Source organism: Micromonospora sp. KC213 (genome assembly GCF_004348325.1).
Classification (GTDB): domain Bacteria; phylum Actinomycetota; class Actinomycetes; order Mycobacteriales; family Micromonosporaceae; genus Micromonospora.
The window spans coordinates 1-17,691 of record NZ_SMKF01000125.1; the positions used below are offsets into that span (position 1 = coordinate 1).

At 68.6% G+C, this 17,691-nt stretch carries 15 protein-coding genes; 5 read left to right on the forward strand and 10 right to left on the reverse strand.

Features of this window, described 5'->3' with window-relative positions; genetic code table 11:
- The coding region (locus E1166_RS21915) for an arabinofuranosidase catalytic domain-containing protein (protein WP_132341555.1) at positions 1–985 on the forward strand (985 nt) is incomplete at its 5' end.
- A gap of 45 nt (positions 986–1,030) precedes the next feature.
- Positions 1,031–2,395: a ricin-type beta-trefoil lectin domain protein gene (locus E1166_RS21920; RefSeq protein ID WP_132341557.1), complete on the forward strand. Its 1,365-nt coding sequence runs from the start codon at positions 1,031–1,033 to the stop codon at positions 2,393–2,395.
- Between the two features lie 605 nt (positions 2,396–3,000).
- Here E1166_RS21920 and E1166_RS21925 read toward each other — a convergent pair.
- Complete coding sequence (locus E1166_RS21925; RefSeq protein ID WP_132341559.1) at positions 3,001–4,047, reverse strand: aldo/keto reductase; 1,047 nt, start codon at positions 4,045–4,047, stop codon at positions 3,001–3,003.
- Positions 4,048–4,150: 103 nt separating this feature from the next.
- Here E1166_RS21925 and E1166_RS21930 point away from each other — a divergent pair, with 103 nt between their 5' ends.
- A complete protein-coding gene (locus E1166_RS21930) occupies positions 4,151–4,750 on the forward strand; it encodes a TetR/AcrR family transcriptional regulator (RefSeq protein ID WP_243710476.1) in 600 nt (199 codons plus the stop codon).
- Positions 4,751–4,865: 115 nt separating this feature from the next.
- Here the strand turns inward: E1166_RS21930 and E1166_RS21935 are convergent, their stop codons facing one another.
- The 4 genes from E1166_RS21935 to E1166_RS21950 all read right to left on the reverse strand — a co-directional run bounded on the left by E1166_RS21935 (position 4,866) and on the right by E1166_RS21950 (position 8,636).
- Entirely contained in the window at positions 4,866–5,300 is a 435-nt protein-coding gene (locus E1166_RS21935) for an ankyrin repeat domain-containing protein (protein ID WP_132341563.1), read from the reverse strand.
- A gap of 390 nt (positions 5,301–5,690) precedes the next feature.
- A complete protein-coding gene (locus E1166_RS21940; protein WP_207914408.1) occupies positions 5,691–6,230 on the reverse strand; it encodes a serine hydrolase in 540 nt (179 codons plus the stop codon).
- Between the two features lie 233 nt (positions 6,231–6,463).
- Positions 6,464–7,648, reverse strand: coding sequence for a serine hydrolase domain-containing protein (locus tag E1166_RS21945; protein WP_243710477.1), 1,185 nt, complete (start codon positions 7,646–7,648; stop codon positions 6,464–6,466).
- A 181-nt stretch (positions 7,649–7,829) separates the two neighbouring features.
- Positions 7,830–8,636: a GNAT family N-acetyltransferase gene (locus E1166_RS21950; protein ID WP_132341565.1), complete on the reverse strand. Its 807-nt coding sequence runs from the start codon at positions 8,634–8,636 to the stop codon at positions 7,830–7,832.
- A 182-nt stretch (positions 8,637–8,818) separates the two neighbouring features.
- Between E1166_RS21950 and E1166_RS21955 the strand changes: the two genes are divergently transcribed.
- A complete protein-coding gene (locus E1166_RS21955) occupies positions 8,819–9,772 on the forward strand; it encodes a LysR family transcriptional regulator (RefSeq protein WP_243710478.1) in 954 nt (317 codons plus the stop codon).
- On the opposite strand, the gene E1166_RS21960 is transcribed toward E1166_RS21955, so the two are convergent.
- Both E1166_RS21960 and E1166_RS21965 read right to left on the reverse strand, forming a co-directional pair.
- Positions 9,744–10,583, reverse strand: coding sequence for an expansin EXLX1 family cellulose-binding protein (locus E1166_RS21960; protein WP_243710479.1), 840 nt, complete (start codon positions 10,581–10,583; stop codon positions 9,744–9,746). The two genes, E1166_RS21955 and E1166_RS21960, sit on opposite strands and share 29 nt — an antisense overlap.
- A gap of 177 nt (positions 10,584–10,760) precedes the next feature.
- Positions 10,761–11,879 carry an alkane 1-monooxygenase gene (locus E1166_RS21965; RefSeq protein ID WP_132341569.1) on the reverse strand — a complete coding sequence of 373 codons (1,119 nt, stop codon included), beginning with the start codon at positions 11,877–11,879 and terminating at the stop codon, positions 10,761–10,763.
- A 110-nt stretch (positions 11,880–11,989) separates the two neighbouring features.
- On the opposite strand from E1166_RS21965, the gene E1166_RS21970 reads away from it, so the two are divergent.
- Positions 11,990–12,604 (forward strand): TetR family transcriptional regulator, encoded by a 615-nt coding sequence (locus tag E1166_RS21970; RefSeq protein WP_132341579.1) that lies wholly within the window; start codon positions 11,990–11,992, stop codon positions 12,602–12,604.
- 69 nt (positions 12,605–12,673) lie between these two features.
- Here E1166_RS21970 and E1166_RS21975 read toward each other — a convergent pair whose 3' ends face one another.
- The 3 genes from E1166_RS21975 to E1166_RS21985 all read right to left on the reverse strand — a co-directional run.
- The gene (locus tag E1166_RS21975) at positions 12,674–15,553 is read right to left on the reverse strand and encodes an RICIN domain-containing protein (protein ID WP_132341571.1); all 2,880 of its coding nucleotides are present in this window, start codon (positions 15,551–15,553) and stop codon (positions 12,674–12,676) included.
- Positions 15,553–17,262: a ThuA domain-containing protein gene (locus E1166_RS21980; RefSeq protein ID WP_132341573.1), complete on the reverse strand. Its 1,710-nt coding sequence runs from the start codon at positions 17,260–17,262 to the stop codon at positions 15,553–15,555. Before E1166_RS21980 ends, E1166_RS21975 begins: the two co-directional genes overlap by 1 nt.
- 30 nt (positions 17,263–17,292) lie before the next feature.
- On the reverse strand, positions 17,293–17,691 hold a 399-nt coding region (locus E1166_RS21985), incomplete at its 5' end, for a lectin (RefSeq protein WP_165944404.1).

The following is a 17,691-nucleotide window of genomic DNA, read 5'->3' on the forward strand; positions in this document are numbered from 1 at the left end:
GCCCCCCACACCGCCGACCGGTGGCGGCCCCTGCGACATCTACGCCTCGGGCGGCACCCCCTGCGTCGCCGCGCACAGCACCGTACGGGCGCTCTTCAGCGCCTACAACGGCAACCTCTACCAGGTTCGCCGCTCGTCCGACAACACGACCCGGAACATCGGCGTCCTGACCGCGGGCGGCTCCGCCAACGCGGCGGCCCAGGACTCGTTCTGTGCCGGCACCACCTGCGTCATCACCGTGGTCTTCGACCAGTCCGGCAGAGGAAACGACCTGTGGTACCAGGGGTCGAGCGTGGTCCCCGGCTCCACCCAGAGCCGTCCGGCGATCGCGACCTCCGAATCGCTGACCGTCGGCGGCAACAAGGCCTACTCCCTCTACATCAACCCCGGTAACAGCTACTGGCGGGACGGCCACCTGACCGGTGTGCCGACCGGCAGTGCGCCCGAGGGCATGTACATGGTGACCAGCGGCACCCACGTCAACAACGGCTGCTGCTTCGACTACGGCAACAGCGAGACGACCCGATCGGCCGACGCCGCCGGAGCGATGGACGCCATCAACTTCAGCACCCAGTGCTGGTTCGGCGGTTGCTCCGGTACCGGACCCTGGGTCCAGGCCGACCTGGAATGGGGGCTCTACTCCGGCGGCAGCCAGACCTGGAACCCCAACCAGCGCTCCTTCACCAGCAAGTTCGTCACGGCGACCCTGAAGAACAACGGGACGTCCCGCTTCGCCATCAAGGGCAGCAACGCCCAGTCCGGCAGCCTCTACACGCTCTATGACGGAGCTCTTCCTCCCGGGTACAGCCCGATGAAGAAGCAGGGCGCGATCATCCTCGGCAGCGGCGGGGACTGCTGCAAACCGGGCGGCGGCGCCAACCTCAGCGCCGGCACCTTCTACGAAGGGGCGATGGTCGCGGGCTATCCGTCCGACGCGACCGAGAACGCGGTGCAGGCCAACATCGTCGCGGCCGGCTACCGCTGAACCCACGCCGGACACCACCTCCACCTCCAGAGAACGGAGCAACACATGCCACAGGGCACCCATCGGCACCGATGGCGTCTACTGGTCGCCATCGCCACCACAGCCGTACTGGCCAGCGCCGGTGTCGCCGGCTTCCGCCTGGCGTCCGCGGCGGCGGACGCCGTCTCCCTGGCGGCGACGGCCGGATGCGGCAAGGCCCCGGGCCTGAACAGCGGCACGCATACGATCCAGAGCGGCGGCAAGTCTCGTAGCTTCATCCTGCGAGTTCCCGCCAACTACAACAACAGCAACCCGTACCGGTTGATCTTCGCGTTCCACTGGCGGGGCGGCACCATGAACGACGTCGCCACTGGCGGGAGCAGCGGAAGCGCCTGGGCCTACTACGGAATGCAGGAGCAGTCGAACAACAGTGCGATCCTCGTCGCGCCGCAGGGCCTCGGCAACGGCTGGCCCAACTCCGGCGGCGAAGACATCACGTTCGTCGACGACATGGTCCGACTGATCGACAACGCGCTCTGTGTCGACACGGCGCAGCGCTTCGCCATGGGTTTCAGCTACGGAGGAGGCATGAGCTACGCCATCGCGTGCGCTCGGGCCAACGTCTTCCGAGCGGTCGCCGTCTACGCCGGCGCGCAGCTGAGCGGGTGCAGCGGCGGCAACCAGCCGATCGCGTACTTCGGGATCCACGGCATCTCGGACAACGTTCTCAACATCTCTCAGGGGCGTTCGCTGCGTGACAGATTCGTGCGCAACAACGGCTGTGCCGCCCAGAACCCGCGCGAACCGTCACCGGGCAGCAGGACGCACATCACTACCGCCTACTCGTGCCGGGCGGGATACCCGGTGCAGTGGGCCGCGTTCGACGGAGGCCACGGGCCAGGCCCGGTGGACGGCTGCTCCGGCTGTGAGGACGGCGTTCGGACCTGGACCAAGACAGAGGTGTGGCGGTTCTTCGCGCAGTTCCAGGGCACGAACCCGACGCCGAACCCGACCACCCCGACGCCGGACCCGACCACCCCGACGCCGGGCCCGAACGGTAACCGGCTGCGCGGTGAGGCCTCCGGCCGCTGTCTGGACATCAGCGGGGCTTCCTCCGCCAACGGCGCACAGGCACAGATCTGGGACTGCCACACCGGCGCGAACCAGCAGTTCACCCAGAACGCAGCCGCCCTGCAAACCATGGGCAAATGCCTGGACGTCGCATCCAACGCCCCCGCCGGCACCCGGGTGCAGATCTGGGACTGCCACGGCGGCGCCAACCAGCAGTGGACCCTCAACAGCAACGGCACGATCAGCAACACCCAAACCGGCCTGTGCCTGGACGTCAACAGCGGCGGCACCGCCAACGGCACCGCGGTCATCGTCTGGAACTGCCACGGCGGCACCAACCAACGCTGGACACGAGCGTAACGGTGGCCGGATGAGGGCGGTTTCCCGCGGTGCCCGCCGGGCCGCCCTCACGTCAGCCCGCAATCCCCGACGACCGGCCCGCGGCATTGCCGCGGGCCGGTCCGCTTTCGGTCACCGCCGCCAATGACCAACGACAGATCGCCGCCTGCGCTCGGCTCGACCGGGATCACAGCGCTCGACCCGCCTACGCCGCCCGCTACACTCCTGGCCAGCAGGGCTGGGCTTCCTGGCCGGCCTGCTGGATCAACTGGGCCAGGCGGGCGCTCGCCACGGGCCCGAGTTGGTCGGCGGGATCGGCCTTGACCTTCAACGCGAGCAAACGCGCCCAGGCACCAGAGTGAGCATTGTCGAATGCGGCAATCTCATCTGGGTGGCATCCTCGGCAAGAAAGCCCAATCGTCCAACGTCGACCGGGTTGCCCACCCGCCGGTGAGTGCCGCACGCCGGGCACGCAGATCCAGGTCGTCGGGGTAGGCGGCAGCCAGGCTCGCCAGGCGCTGCATCGCGGGGTGGTAGTGCCCGAGATGCAGCTCGGGGGGACGATCTCCTTGAAGAGGATCAGCTGTTCACGGGCTTTGCCGACGAGTGGACGTGGTGATCGTTGCTCAGACGGTGTTCGCAAGCGGCGAAGGGTTGAGCCTGGCGAAGCCTTCCTGCCGCTGGTAGGGGAAGTACGGGTAAGGCGCGGTGCGGGTGCTGGCAGTGTCGAGCCGGGCTGCCTGTTCGGGTGTGAGTGACCAGCCGACAGCGTCGATGTTCTGCCGCAGTTGTGCCTCGTTCCGGGCGCCGATGATGACGGTGGCTACCGTGGGCCGTCGCAGTAGCCAGTTGACCGCGATTTGTGGCACTGCCCGGCCAGTCTCGCGGGACAGGTCTTGGAGGACGTCTACGATGCGGAACAGGTGCTCGTCGTCGACCGGCGGGCCGTAGGCGGCGGTGGCGTGCAGTCGGCTCGTGGGGGGTGGCGGTGTGTCGCGGCTGATCTTGCCGGTGAGTCGTCCCCAGCCCAGTGGGCTCCACACCACGGCTCCGACGCCTTGGTCGAGTCCCAACGGCAGCAGTTCCCACTCGTAGTCCCGACCAACGAGCGAGTAGTAGACCTGGTGCGCCACGTACCGGGGGCGGTGGTCCCGGTCGGCTGCGGCGAGGGACTTCATGAGCTGCCAGCCGGCGAAGTTGGAGACGCCGAGATAGCGGATCTTCCCGTCTCGTACCAGGTCGTCCAGTGTCGCTAGGACCTCTTCGACGGGTGTTGCGGCGTCGAAGGCATGCAGCTGAAACAGGTCGATGTGGTCGGTACCGAGTCGGCGAAGAGCCGCCTCGACTGATCGGATGAGTCGCGCGCGTGAGGTTCCCGCGTCGTTGGGTCCGTCGCCGGTCGGCAGGCCACTCTTGGTCGAGATCATGACGGCGTCGCGCCGGCCTTTGATCGCCTGTCCCAGCACCTCCTCAGACGCGCCGTCGGAGTACACGTCTGCTGTGTCGAACATGCATATCCCGGCGTCCAGACAGATGTCCACGAGGCGTCTTGCCTCGCGCGCGTCCGTGTTGCCCCAGGCGCCGAAGAGCGGTCCGGCACCGCCGAAGGTGCCGGCGCCGAAGCTGAGGACGGGCACGGTGAGCCCGGAGGCCCCAAGTCGTCGGTACTCCACGATGACAGCCTTTCGTTAAGGGAACCATGGTTCCGTTAATGCATCAGCTACGCTAGCAGCCATCAGCAGTTAAGGGAACTGGAGACCCGTTATGGTCGTCGGTGTGACCCGACCCGGAGGACGGACCGCCCGGGTCCGCGCCGCCGTGCTACGAGCTGCCGGTGACGCACTCGTCGAGCACGGCTTCGACCGCCTCGACCTCACCGACGTGGCGCGCCGCGCCGAGGTGGGCAAGACAACGGTCTACCGCCGCTGGGGTACGGCCGCCGGCCTCGTCGCCGACCTGCTGACGGACATGGCCGAGCAGTCACTGCCGCGGACCGACACCGGATCGCTGATTGAGGATCTGCGCGCCAATGCCCGGCTCGTGCAGCGCACCCTGGTCGACCCGCGTCAGGGTGCGCTGTTCCGGGCGGTCATCGTCGCCGCGACCTGCGACCCCCGCGCCGCCGAGGCTCTCCATCGCTTCTACGCCGTCCGGATCGCCGAGTGGGTCCCCTGCGTGGAGCAGGCTGTGCGGCGGGGGGAACTGCCTTCGGGCACGGACGCGGCCGAGGTGATCCGCGCCGTCTCCGCACCGCTCTACTACCGGCTGCTCGTCAGCGGAGACCCTATCGACAGGGCCACGGCAGACCGGGCCGCCGAGGCGGCAGCGGCAGCCGCCCGCGCCGGCGTCTACACGCCCACGAGCAGTCCCAACTGACGACGGCGCCCATCCGGATCTGCCCGCGAGTGGTGCGCGGGTAGCGGGCTACAACCCAGTAGCCAGCGCATCTGGGGCGAGGGCGCTGCGGTCGCGTGGGCTCGCACCGTCCTCGCTACTCACATCGTGCCTGTGGTTGCGCCGCACCTGCGGCTTTGAGCAGCGCTTCCGTCTCGGAGTGGCCGCCTCGGACGGCCCATTCGAGGGGTGACAGTCCGCTGCCGCGGTCTTCGCGGAGGGTCGGATCTGCGCCCTGTTCGAGGAGTTCGCGGACGGCGTCGTCGTGCCCCCACGCTGCCGCTCCCGTCAAGGGTGTCCCTTCCTCGCCGCGCCCACTTTCGACATTCGGGTCTGCGCCGGCATCCAAGAGGATCCGCACCGCCGCACGCCCGTTGTGCACCGCGGCCAGGTAGAGAGGCGTGGTGCCGTCACGGTCTGCCGCATTCGGGTCTGCCCCGGCACGCAACAGCGCAAGCACGGTCGGGAGATCGTCACGCAGCAGCGACTCCATCAGGCGGGCGGTGAGCTTCTTGCGCTGTCGGACGTTCACCAACATCAGAATAGACAGTCCGGGCTCTTCACGAGCATTCCAGCGGCATGGCTCCCGGGCGTCCGCTCATGCCACAGACTGTGCGCTACCCAGCGTCACGACAACCGGATCAAGCCCGTTCCAGATCAGCGTGCGGTCGAGCGGTTCGTGGCGGCGGGCTTGGGTCGAGCGTCCTCGGCCACGTTGACACCTGGCATCCGTACCCCGCTGTACGCGACGGTGGTCCAGGCTCCGCGCCGCCGGCGGCAGTAGTTGAGCTCCCGTCGGCGACGCGGCGCGTGCTTCTCTCGGTGAAGGGCGGTGCGCGTGGCCCACCTCGTGTCAACGGCGTGAACACGACCGGAAAGGGGCCGCCCCCGATGCGTACGGGTCTGCGGTGCTCAGGCATGTCTACCGAGCCGGCTCGGCCTGGTCAGCCGACTCGGCCTGCCCGCCGCAGACCACTTCGTTGACGAGCCTCTGCGTTGCCTTCTGGAACGCCTCGGCCAGGGACAGTGCGGCGTCGTCAACATAGTTCAGCGCGGCGGTCAGGATCCTACTGCCGTCGAGCGTGCGGTACATCAGTGCCGCGTGGCCGGCGAAGCCGCCGTTGTGGGTGATGATGCTGCCGCCGTTCTCGCCGGCGTCCTGCACGAAGACCCCCAGGCCGTACCCGGCCTTGGGATGCGGCTTGCACATCCCGGCCAGCAGCGGGGCCGGGAGGATCTTGCCGCCGGTCAGTGCCGAGATGAACGTGTGGAGGTCCTGGGTGGTCGAGATCATGTCACCACCGCTGGAGATCCAGGAGGGGTTCTGGCGGGTGACGTCGACGGTCTGCTGCTGGCCGGTGTCCTCGTACCGGGGACAGGCGTGGGCGTGCGGCTCGGGGATCTCCGGCGAGGCGTCCGGCAGCACCGTGACCTTGTCCTGGCCGGTAAGGGTGACGGACATGGTGGTGTACTCCTTCGAGTCTTCTGTGGGGAATCTGGTTGCACGGATGGGACGGAACCCGGTGGTGCCTGCGGTATCTCGATCACTGAGGCCGGGCGGCCCGAGGAATCGCACCTCGCCCGGCCTTGCCGACAGGACCAGACCAAATCCGGGCGCAAACGTCGACGGTTCGACCGCCAAGGGTTGACCGTCGAGCCCCGGGTTGGGGGCGGGCTTGCCGGGCAGGCGGCGTGTCAGTCGTCAATTGCCTGGTAGAGACTGGTCCAGAAGTCGTGGATGAGCCTTGCCGAATTCGGGACGGACATCCCGACCTGGGTGAGCAGGATTCCGATCAACCCGTTGTCCGGGTCGGCATAGGTCGAGGTACCGGCTCCGCCGTCCCAGCCGAACTGGCCGATGGACGCATAGTCGCCACGGTAGGTGCGCACCGCCATCCCCATGCCCCAGCCGCCGTGCTGCCCTTGGCCGAATGACACATGGACGTTGTCGCGGGCCATGGCGTCGCGGGCGGCTTGCTGCCCAGGCGTGAGGCGGTTGGTGGTCATCAGCTCGACGGCGGGCCGGGACAGGATCCGTACGTTGCCGTGCATGCCGTGGTTCAGCAGCATCCGGAAGTAGGCGTGGTAGTCATCGACGGTGGAGACCAGCCCGCCGCCGCCGCCCTGGAACGCCGGAGGTCGGCTCCAGCGTCCCCCTTCGGCGTCGTCCCAGACGAGGAACTGTCCGGTCTGCGGGTCGGGGGCGTAGAGAACAGGCAGCCGGTCGGGCTTGTCGGCGGGTACGTGGAAACCGGTGTCGGTCATCCCGAGCGGGTCGAAGATACGTTCGCGCAGGAACGTCTCAAACGATTGGCCCGTGACTCTGGCGACGAGCACGCCGAGGAGATCGTTGCTGATGTGGTACTGCCAGCGTTCTCCGGGCTGGTGCATCAGCGGAAGCGCGCCCAGGCGGCGCATCCACTCATCCGGCTCGGGCATCGGCTCCGGCAGATCGGGCGTGAGCCCCTGCTCGAAGATCGCGCTCATGATCGGAGTGCCCAGCGCCGTCATGTCCATGCCGAGCCCGAACGTGGAGGTCAGCAGGTCCCGTACGGTGATCGGCCGCCGCGCCGGCACGGTATCGTCCAGCGGACCGTCGATCCGCTTCAGCACCCGTCGGTCGGCGAGTTCCGGCAGCCACGACTCCACCGGATCGTCCAGCCGTAGCCGGCACTCATCGAGCAGGAGCATCGCCGCCGCGATCGCAACCGGCTTGGATGTCGAAGCCATCCGGAAGATCGTGTCCCGGCGCATCGACGGGCCACCGTCCTGACGCATCGTCCCGATCGCCTCGACGTGCGTCTCACCACCCCGGCTGACCAGGGCGACGAGCCCAGGAATCCTCCCGGACTCGACATGCCGTGCCAGCACGTCGCGCACTCTACGTAGCCCCGGCTCCGAGAATCCGGTGTTGCGATGTCCCATCATGGTTCTCCTTACGTCTGGTGTTCGATGTCGAGATCCGCCCCTGCTGCCCATGGCTCGATGAACGAGGCGCGGGGAATTGAGCGGACGGACGGTGGTCTTCCCAGGTGCGCGCGTTGGCTTCCGCGGGTCGGGTTTATGGAGGGGCGAGTTCGTAGAGGTGAGTTCGCCGGAGGGGGTGGAAGCCGAGGTGCTCGCGTAGCGCGAGTAGGTGGGGATCGTCCTCGGCGGTGGTGGTTTCGATCTCGTTGACGTGTGGATGGACCTGGCGCAGTCGCTGGATCAGGGCGGCGTTGACCCAGAGGTCCAGCCGTTGTCCGCGGTGGTGGGGAAGTACGGCCGGTCCGTACTGGTGGGCGCGGGTCTGGGAGAGCGCACCGGCGACCGCCACGGCGTAGGCTGCCAGGTCGCCGTCGGTGTCCGCGGCGGTCAGTACGGCGTTACCGGGGCTGCTCGGGCTTGTGAGCAGCTCTTCGACACGGGCCGCGTTGGGCAGCTCGCCGGTCCAGTGGGTCAGGCGGTAGCCGGGGTGTTCGGCGTCGACCAGCTCACCCAGCCAGGCCCGGTGAACATCGCGGTAGGTGAGCAGGTCATGGCGCCTGGGTCGGATGTGCTGGAAGCGGTGCCGTAGACAGAATGCCTCCGCTGGCGAGCCCACGGCCACGTCGGCGACCAGGCGTGACTCGGTGGTCTGTGCCCGAACGGTGGCCAGGAGGCGGGAGCCGATTCCGCGTCGGCGCCACTGCGGCTCCACGTACAGGCTCAGCTCCGAGGTGCCCGGCGTCATGGCCAGGGTCGCAGGCAGCAGAAGGTCGTGCTCGAACGGGATGATCGGCCGCAGGCTGGCCACCCCGGCGACGAAGCCGCGTGACGCCTCAGCCCGCCACCGCGAGACCCCGGTGTGATCCGGCACCGCCACGATGTCGATCAAGCGTTCGCTCATGGAAGCCACGATCGCCCCACCGTCCCTGCGGAACAATGTGCAAGATCGAATCGCCGCATAAGCTCCCGGTTATCGTTCGACGCCACGCGCCGCCGGCGGTGGCCCGGGGCACGATCGCCGGACGCGACGCCACAGCCGTAAGCTTCCCGGCGCGTAGATCACGGACACGATGCGGACGTGCGGTGACCGGAGGGAGAGGCAGCCTGGTGGAGCTGCGCGACATCGAGATCTTCCTGACGCTGGCCGAAGAGCTCCATTTCGGGCGTACCGCCGAACGCCTCCGGGTATCCCAGGCGCGGGTCAGTCAGTCGATCAAACAACAGGAGCGCCGGATCGGCAGTGCCCTGTTCGAGCGGACCAGCCGCAGCGTGCGCCTCACCCCGCTCGGCGACCGGCTTCGCGACCGGCTCGACGCGGGCTACCGCGAGATCATGGCAGGTCTCGATGAGGCTGCCGCCGTCGCTCGCGGGCAGGCCGGCACCCTGACCGTCGGCACCTTCGACACCCACCACCAGCAGATAGCGACCGTCCTCGATCTCTTTCGACAGCGGCACCCGCAATGTGAACTGCGTATGCGCGAGCTCCTGCCCGCCGACCCGTTCGGCGGACTACGCGCCGGCCGGGTCGACATCGGGCTGCTCTGGCTACCCGTCCGCGAGCCCGACCTCGTCGTCGGGCCGCAGCTGTACACCGAGCCGCTGGTGCTGGCTGTCGCCTCCGATCATCCGCTGGCCCGTCGGGGTCGGGTCGAGATGGAGGAGCTCGGCGATCACCTGGTGGTGGATCTGGAGGGGCCCATTCCGGACTATGTATGGCAGGCGCACACCCCGTCCGTGACACCGGCCGGGCGGCCCGTCCGGCGCGGAATCGCCGTGGCCACCCTTGAAGAGGGGTTCACGGCGGTCGCCACCGGCGGCGTCGTATCCCCCGTCGGATCGTTCGCGGCCGCCTCCCGGCTGCGCCGTGACATAACATTTGTGCCCATCACCGACGGACCGGTCCTGCGGTACGCACCGGTGTGGCGCAGCGCCGGCGAAAGCGCGCTGGTCCGCGCCTTCGTCCGAGCCGCCGCGGACGCGCGGAACACCACGGATCCGCAGGCGGGTTTCAGCGTTTGGGGAACTGGACCTGGGTGAGCTGCACGACGTCCGGCCTCAGCGCGATCCCGTTGACGACCAGTCGCTGCCCATAGATGTCGGTAACCCTGATCGCGCCGCCGCACCCGCTGCCGCGGGCGGAGACGAAGTAGTTGTAGTCGGTGCGGGGCAGGCGCTGCCAGCCGGCGCTGGTGCGGACCTCCAGCAGCGCCACCGGGTTCCGGTGGTCGATCGCCTGGATGGCGCACCACCATTTGGTGGAGCCGGTCTTGTACCGGATCGAGATCGTGTCGGACGTGCTGGGGCTCAACAACCTCCACGTGATCGGGATCCGGCCGCGCGAGGGGTCGGCAAGCTTGGCGAAGGCCTCTGGGCTGAGGTCGAGTTGGCCGGGTGCGCAGGGCAATGGGCATTCGTTGGTGATCCGGACCGTGACAGAGGCGCCGTTGGCCGCGCGGACGAGGACGTGCGCCCCGCACGCCTTGGCTGACTCATAGTCGGTGTGGTTCATCGCCGCGATCATGAGGTCTCGGCTCGCGCCGTACAGGCAGGCGCCATCGCCGTCTCCGGCGTCGTAGACGGTGGCGTCACCCCGGTAAGTGACCTTCGGTCGAATCCGTCCCGCCAACGGTGCCGCGGCGGACGTCGTCGGCGAGCTGCTCGCGGGCGACGGCTGCGACGTTGCGGTGCTCGTGGCCGCAGGCTGTGCCGCCGGCGTGCTCGCGGCAGCCGCTGCCGTCGGAGAGCCTGTGCTGGACGGGACGGTCACCTGGGTGGTGGCGGAGGGCGTGGCGGCAGCGGGTTCGACCGGGGAGGGGCCGCCGCCGCATCCGGCAAGGGCCGCCAGCATGGCCGTGGACACGACGCTCGCGAGCCCTGGGCGCAGCCGGCGAGGCGGGTGCAGAGGGGTCATGGTGGGTGCTCTCCTTCAACCGTTTCAGTCGACCCGGACGCACGTCAGTGGTCTGGCAGACCGGAAAGGTTGCTCGACCGCCCCGAGAGGTTCAGAATCCGCCCTTGACCTCGGTCACCGCCGCCGGTTGGCCAATGAGAGGTCGCCGCCGTAGTGGGCCGCCACCTTCGGATCCATGATCCGCCGCCACAGCGGCGGCACCAGCGCGGCGACGATCATGGTGGCGTATCCAGCCGGCAGTTGTGGAGCTTCGTCGAACGTGCGCAGCGTCTGGTAGCGCCGCAACGGGTTGGCGTGGTGATCGCTGTGCCGCTGTAGTTGGAACAGGAAGATATTGGTGACAACACGGTCGCTGTTCCAGCTGTGCCGTGGGTCGACCTTCTCGTACCGACCGCCCACGGTGCGCTGTCGGCACAGACCGTAGTGCTCGAGGTAGTTGACGACTTCCAGCAGGGAGAAGCCGACGACCGCCTGCAGCACGAGGAACGGCACGACCCGCACCCCGAAGCCGACGATCAGACCGGCGGCGAGCACCACCGTCATCGCCCAGGCGTTGAGCACGTCGTTGCGCCACGTCCAAGGACTGCGCGAGCGGATCCGGAATCGGCTGGTTTCCAGGCGCCACGCGGAGCGGAGGCTGCCCAGCACGGTACGCGGCCAGAACGCCCAGAAGCTCTCACCGAACCGGGCACTGGCCGGATCCTCGGGGGTCGCGACACGCACGTGATGGCCGCGATTGTGCTCGACGTAGAAGTGCCCGTATCCGCTCGGCGCCAACGCGATCTTGGATAGCCAGCGCTCGACCTTTTCGCGCTTGTGCCCCAGCTCGTGAGCGGTGTTGATGGCGATGCCGTTGACGATGCCGAGGGTGAACACCAGACCCGCCATTCCGCCGATCCCCAGTCCGCCGTGGACCCAGATCGCGCAGCAGAGGATCAGCCCGGCGTACTGCGCCGGCAGGTAGAGGTACGTGATCCAGCGGTAGTAACGCACCTCCTGCAGCCGGCGAGCGACGTCCTCGGGTGGGTTGTCGCGGTCGTCGCCGATCAGCAGGTCGGCGACGGGAATCACCCCGAACACGAGGACGGGAGCGATCCACCAGCTCCAGGCGGCACCGCCGGTCAACCGCCAGAGCGCGAAACCGAGAAACGGGAGTGCCGGCACGAGCAGCGCCAGCGGCCAGCCGTACTTCTTGGTATCGCGCCAGGTGACGGCGTCGAGCGACGGGTCCACGTCGACCTCCGGTGGGGCGACAAATCGTGGACATCACTATGGTCTATGTCTCATAGCTTTACAAGTGGTGCCTGTGTGTAAAGTCGGCTGCGGCTAGACTTCGGACCTTGATGGAGACCTCGAAGCGCTACCGCGACGTCGCGCGGCGACACCTGCGCGACGCGATCGTCGACGCCGCTCGCGAGCTGACGATCGCCCACGGCTGGGACAACGTGCGCATGGCGGAGGTCGCCGCCGTCGTGGGAATCAGCCGGCAGACCGTGTACAACGAGTTCGCGAGCAAGGCGGGACTCGCCGAGGCACTCGCGCGGCGAGAGGTGGAGCGCTTCGTCGCCGACGTGCGCGCGTGCCTGTTCACCCACGGCGACGACGTACGGGCCGGGGCGTACGCGGCGATTCTGCGGGTGCTTCGGGAGGCGGCCGGCAACCCTCTCATCAAGGCGATCCTGACCAGTGCGCGGGAGGCCGACCCACTGCTGCCGTTTTTGACCACGCGGGCGGAGATAGTGCTCATCGCCGCCACGGCGGTCGTCCAGGACTGGGCGCGGGCGCACGCGCCGGAGATCAGCGACGACGATCTGCGGTTCGGCGCCGAGTCGATCGTGCGTCTCGTGGTCAGTCACATCGTGCTGCCCACCGCTGCGGTCGAGCACACCGCGGAACGCCTCGCCGACTTCGCCACCCTGCTGGTGACCACCTATTCGGCCACGCCCGCGCGGCGTTGACCCATCGGCGTGACCGCCGTCGGAAGGTGGCGCTCCACAGGTCGCCCTGGCCCTGACGCGGTGCGGTGGCTACACCGCGACGAGTTGCCACTGCTGGTTGGTTCCGCCGTTGGCGGCCCACTGGACGACCTGGGCGCCGTCGTTCACCGAGCCGCCCGACACGTCAGCGACGAGGCCGGTGCGAACGTTGACCAGGCGGTAGTAGCCGTCGCCGGTGTCGATCAGTCGCCACCACTGGTGGGTGCTGTTCGTGTCGGACCACTGGTCGAGTTGGATGCCCTGCGTGGTCGCGCCATCAGGGACGTTGAGCACCTTGCCGCTGCTGCGGCTGACCAGTCTGAATGACTGGTCGGCATTGGGTTCCAACCGCCATTGCTGGTTGGTGCCGCCGGTCCAGGCCCACTGGATGGCCTTGGCGCCGTTGGCGGTGGAGGCGCCGGAGACGTCGAGCACCTTCCCGCTGCGCCGGTTCACCAGGCGGTGGTAGCCCGCAGGCAGAGCCACGACGATCTGCGCCGGTTCACCGGCGGACAGTGAGATCACCCGAGCGTGCGACCCGAACGGGGAGGAGGCGACCGGCACGGAGGTGGCGACGGACGCCATTCCGCGGCGACTGATGAGGGTGATCCGCTGGGTGACCGCCGAGGTCAGCGTCACCGTCACGGTACGGGCGGCCAGGTCCCAGGTGAGGCTGTCGACGCGGACCCGGTTGCGACCGCGTACGCCGGTGATGCCGCCCTTCGTGAGCTGGTCGGGCAGGGCGGGCAACAACTCGACGATGCCGGGCCTGGTGTAGACGATCGCCTCGCTGAGCACGCCGGGTAGGGCATGGGCCGCGTCGGCGTTGTAGATGTCGAGGTTCGGGTTGTGTGCGGTCATCAGCGACCGGAAGATCATGTTGTTGCCGATGATCTTCCGGAGATTGCCGTAGAGGAGGGTGCCGTCCTTCAGCCGGGCGGCCGCCAGCGCCCGGTGCAGGCTGCCGTGCGCGGAGACGTTCTCGTCGCCGCGCAGGGCCAGCGCCCGGAGCGAGGCGGTGACGAGTGCGGGCTCGTCCTCGGGGTTTATCTCGTGCAGCGGCCAAGCCCCGTACAGGTGGTGGACGTGCCGGTGGTTGTAGCGGTCGGTCAGCCCGGGCCAGGACCATTCGGCGAGGGCACCGTCGCCGTTGGTGGCGTAGGGCGGCAGCTTGCCCAGCAGGGCGGTCCAGCGTTCGACGCCCTGGCCGCTGCCCTGTTCGACGCCGAGGGCGTTGGCGGCGTCGATGGCGGCGCGCAGGGCGTGCTTGCCGGCCTGGATGTCGCCGGTGGCGTTGACCGCCAGGAGGACACCGGTGCTGGCCGGCGAGTTCTCCATCGAGAAGGACGGTACGAACACCACGTCGCCGTTCGCGTCGGTGCGGGTCAGGAAGTCCTCGTAGAACAGGGCCAGCTCCATCAGCGCCGGGCCCAGCTTGTCCCGGAGGAATGCCTGGTCGCCGGTGACCTGGTAGTACTCCAACAGCGGGTAGAGCAGCCAGTCGGCGCCGCCGGTCCAGCAGTGGCCCGGGAAGCCCGCGTCGAAGTGCAGCATGTGGCCGTACTCGCCGTCGGTGCGGGACGGGGCGAGGAACCCGCGGGCGCCGTAGAGGTTCCGGGCGTTGGTCCGCCAGTGGGCGAGCTGGCCGAGAACCAGATCGAAGTAGCCTTGCATGGCGTCGGTGAGGTCGAGGATGTTCCCGCCGGCGACCTGCAGGTTGACGTTCGCGTCGGTGGTGAAGTCGTCGGCCCAAGCGGCGTTCCACGACCCGGCCCAGATGCCGGTCAGCCGCGGTGGCAGGACCCCACTGGAGCTGATGAACAGATAGCGGCCGGAGTCGTACAACCGTTCCAGCAGCGCGATGTCGATGACGCCGCGGTTGGCGTTCTGCCGGGCGATCAGTTCGCTCGTCGACAGCCGCCGATCGTTCGCCGAGACGTTCAGGTCGAGGCGGGAACGGTCGTACATCGCCGAATGCAGGGCGACGTGCCGGCTACGCAACGCGGAGTAGTCGGCGCTCAACGCGGCCAGCGCGGCGTGTAGTGGTCTGGCGTCCCAGGCGGTGGGCGACTCGTACCTGTCGAGTTTGGTCAGCAACACGAGCCGGGTGGCGCCGGTGACGACGATGGTCGCTCCGTTCGCGCTCACCGTGCCGCCGGTGGCGACGACCCGGGTGACGCCCTCGTAGCCGAACGCTCCCTGCCCGGACGGGTACGTGCCCCGCAGATTCAGATAGCCGGAGCCGTTGCCGACCGTGGTGAGGGTGGTGAAGCGGACCGAGTTGGCGACGCCCGCGAGCGCCGCGTTGACGCTCAGCGTGGTGTCGATCGTCCGGCCGGACGCGGGGGCGAGTTCGTGGACGACCACCCTGTCGGCCCGGGAGACGAAGACCCGCCGGGTCCAGACGCCGGAGCCGTCGGTCCAGGTGGAGGTTACCTCGCCGGTTCGAAAGTCGGTGATCCGGGCGTAGTCGTTGGCGGTGGTCATGCCGGGCGTGCTGATCCGCAGCTCGTAGCCCGGGTGGAAGGCCTGGGTCCAGCGCAGGCCCCAGCCGGAGCTGAAGTCGGCGTTCGCGCCGCGGTAGTCACCGGCCAACGCCTTGCTCCGGACGCCGGCGAGCCGGCCGGAGAGAACCGGTGGGGTCAGGTTGCGGGTGCCGTTCGGCAGGACGAAGCGGTGATGGTTGAGGATCACCTTCTCCAGCGTCGGCGCGCCGTACAGGATGGCGCCGTACTCGCCGTTGCCGGTCAGGAAACCGTCGGTCCAGTCGGTGGCGACGGCGGTGTCGTAGATCCCCCGATCGGGAAGCGTGACCTGAGGCGGGACGGCAGCGAGGGCCGGACGGGCGACCATCACCGAGGGCAGGGCGGCGGCACCGGCGGACAGTGCCGCCGCCTTGACGAAGTGTCGGCGATCCATGGGCAGAGCCATCAGGGCAGGGTCCATTTCTGGTTCGCGCCGCCGTGGCAGCTCCACAGGTGCACCACCGCGCCGTCCGCCGAACTGTTGCCCGACACGTCCAGGCACTTACCCGACTGCGGATTGCGCACCGAACCGTCCGACTGCGCCTGCCAGTTCTGGTTCGCGCCACCATGGCACGTCCACAACTGCACCTTCGCGCCGTTGGCCGTGCTGGAGCCGCTGATGTCCAGGCACTTGCCCAACGCCCTGATCGTCGAGCCCGGCGTCACCGTCCACTGCTGCGAAGCCGCACCGGAACACGACCAGATCTGCACCTGCGTCCCATCAGCCGAGCTACCGTTGCGCAGGTCCAGACACTTACCGCCGATCCCCACGATCGGCCCCGTACCCGGCGTCGGCGTCGGGCCGCCCAGCTCCCTGAGCCGGATGTTGCGGAACGACACGTCGTCGCCCGTACCGTGGTTCTGGATCCCGATGTGCCCGGCGAGCGATCGGGCGGGGTCGGTGTTGGTGAACTCGTTGATCTTCGCTCCGTTCAGGAAGACCTGGAGCCGCTCCCCCTCGACCAGCAGCTCGAAGGTGTTCCACTCCCCCGGCGGGTTGAGTGCCGCGTCCCGCGCGGCGGTATCCGGGGCCTTGACGGCGTAGATCGACCCGGTGGTGCGGTCGGGCGCGTCGGTGGCGTCGATCTGCACCTCGTAGCCGTTGGTCATCGCCGAGTTGGGATCGTTCGACGGTGGGAAGCCGATGAAGACGCCGGAGTTGTCGTCGCCGAGCATCCTCCAGTCCAGCTTGAGCGAGTAGTTGGTGAACTGCCGCGCGCTGTACCAGAGCAGGCCCAGGCCACCGTACGAGCTGAGGGTGGCGTCGGAGTTGGTGAACCCGCCCGGGCCGGCCTGCGACCAGCCCGTGGTCGAGCCGTTGTAGAGGGCCGCGTAGCCGCTCTCCGGCCGGCAGTCGGCCTTGGTCCGGCCGGCCGCGTACCGGATGCCGCCGAGCAGGTGCGCCCGGAACGCCGGTTCGGCGTACGACGCCTGGGTGTGCCCACCGCCGGTGTAGAAGGCTCGGCCACCGGAGTAGGTCTTGCACCAGGCGTGCGGGTGGTCGGCGCCCATCGAGCCGCCCGAGTACGACGACTCGTCGAGCGTGGCCAGCACGCGTGCGCCGGCGCGCGGGTTGGTCCGGAAGTTGTACCACTCGTCGGTGCGGGTCCAGGTTTGTGGCGCGTGGGCGGTCGCCGCGTGCGCCCGGTCCTCGACCTTGATGTTGGCCTGCTGGATGGCCGGGTGCGAGGCGAAGTAGGCACCGACCAGGTTGCCGTAGAACGGCCAGTTGTACTCGGTGTCCGCGGCCGAGTGGACGCCGACGAAGCCACCACCCGAGCCGATGTAGGACTGGAACGCGGACTGCTGGGTGTCGTTCAGCACGTCGCCGGTGGTGTTGAGGAAGATCACCGCCTCGTAGCGGCTCAGGTTGCCGGTGGTGAAGTGGTTGGCGTCCTCGGTGGCGGTGACGGTGAAGGTGTTCGTCGCGCCGAGGTCGCGGATGGTCTGGATGCCGACGGGAATCGCGTCGTGCCGGAAACCGGCGGTCTTGGAGAACACCAGGACGTCGTACGGCGCGTCCGCGGCCGCCGCGGGACCGGCGGGTACGGTGCAGGCCATGGCGGCCAGTAGCGCCACCGCGCCGCCGAGCAGGGTTCGGGGATGTCTACGCATGTCAGTTGCTCTCTTTCTGATGGCGGGACATCAGGGCAGGGTCCATTTCTGGTTCGCGCCGCCGTGGCAGCTCCACAGGTGCACCACCGCGCCGTCCGCCGAACTGTTGCCCGACACGTCCAGGCACTTACCCGACTGCGGATTGCGCACCGAACCGTCCGACTGCGCCTGCCAGTTCTGGTTCGCGCCACCATGGCACGTCCACAACTGCACCTTCGCGCCGTTGGCCGTGCTGGAGCCGCTGATGTCCAGGCACTTGCCCAACGCCCTGATCGTCGAGCCCGGCGTCACCGTCCACTGCTGCGAAGCCGCACCGGAACACGACCAGATCTGCACCTGCGTCCCATCAGCCGAGCTACCGTTGCGCAGGTCCAGACACTTACCGCCGATCCCCACGATCGGCCCCGTACCCGGCGTCGGCGTCGGGCC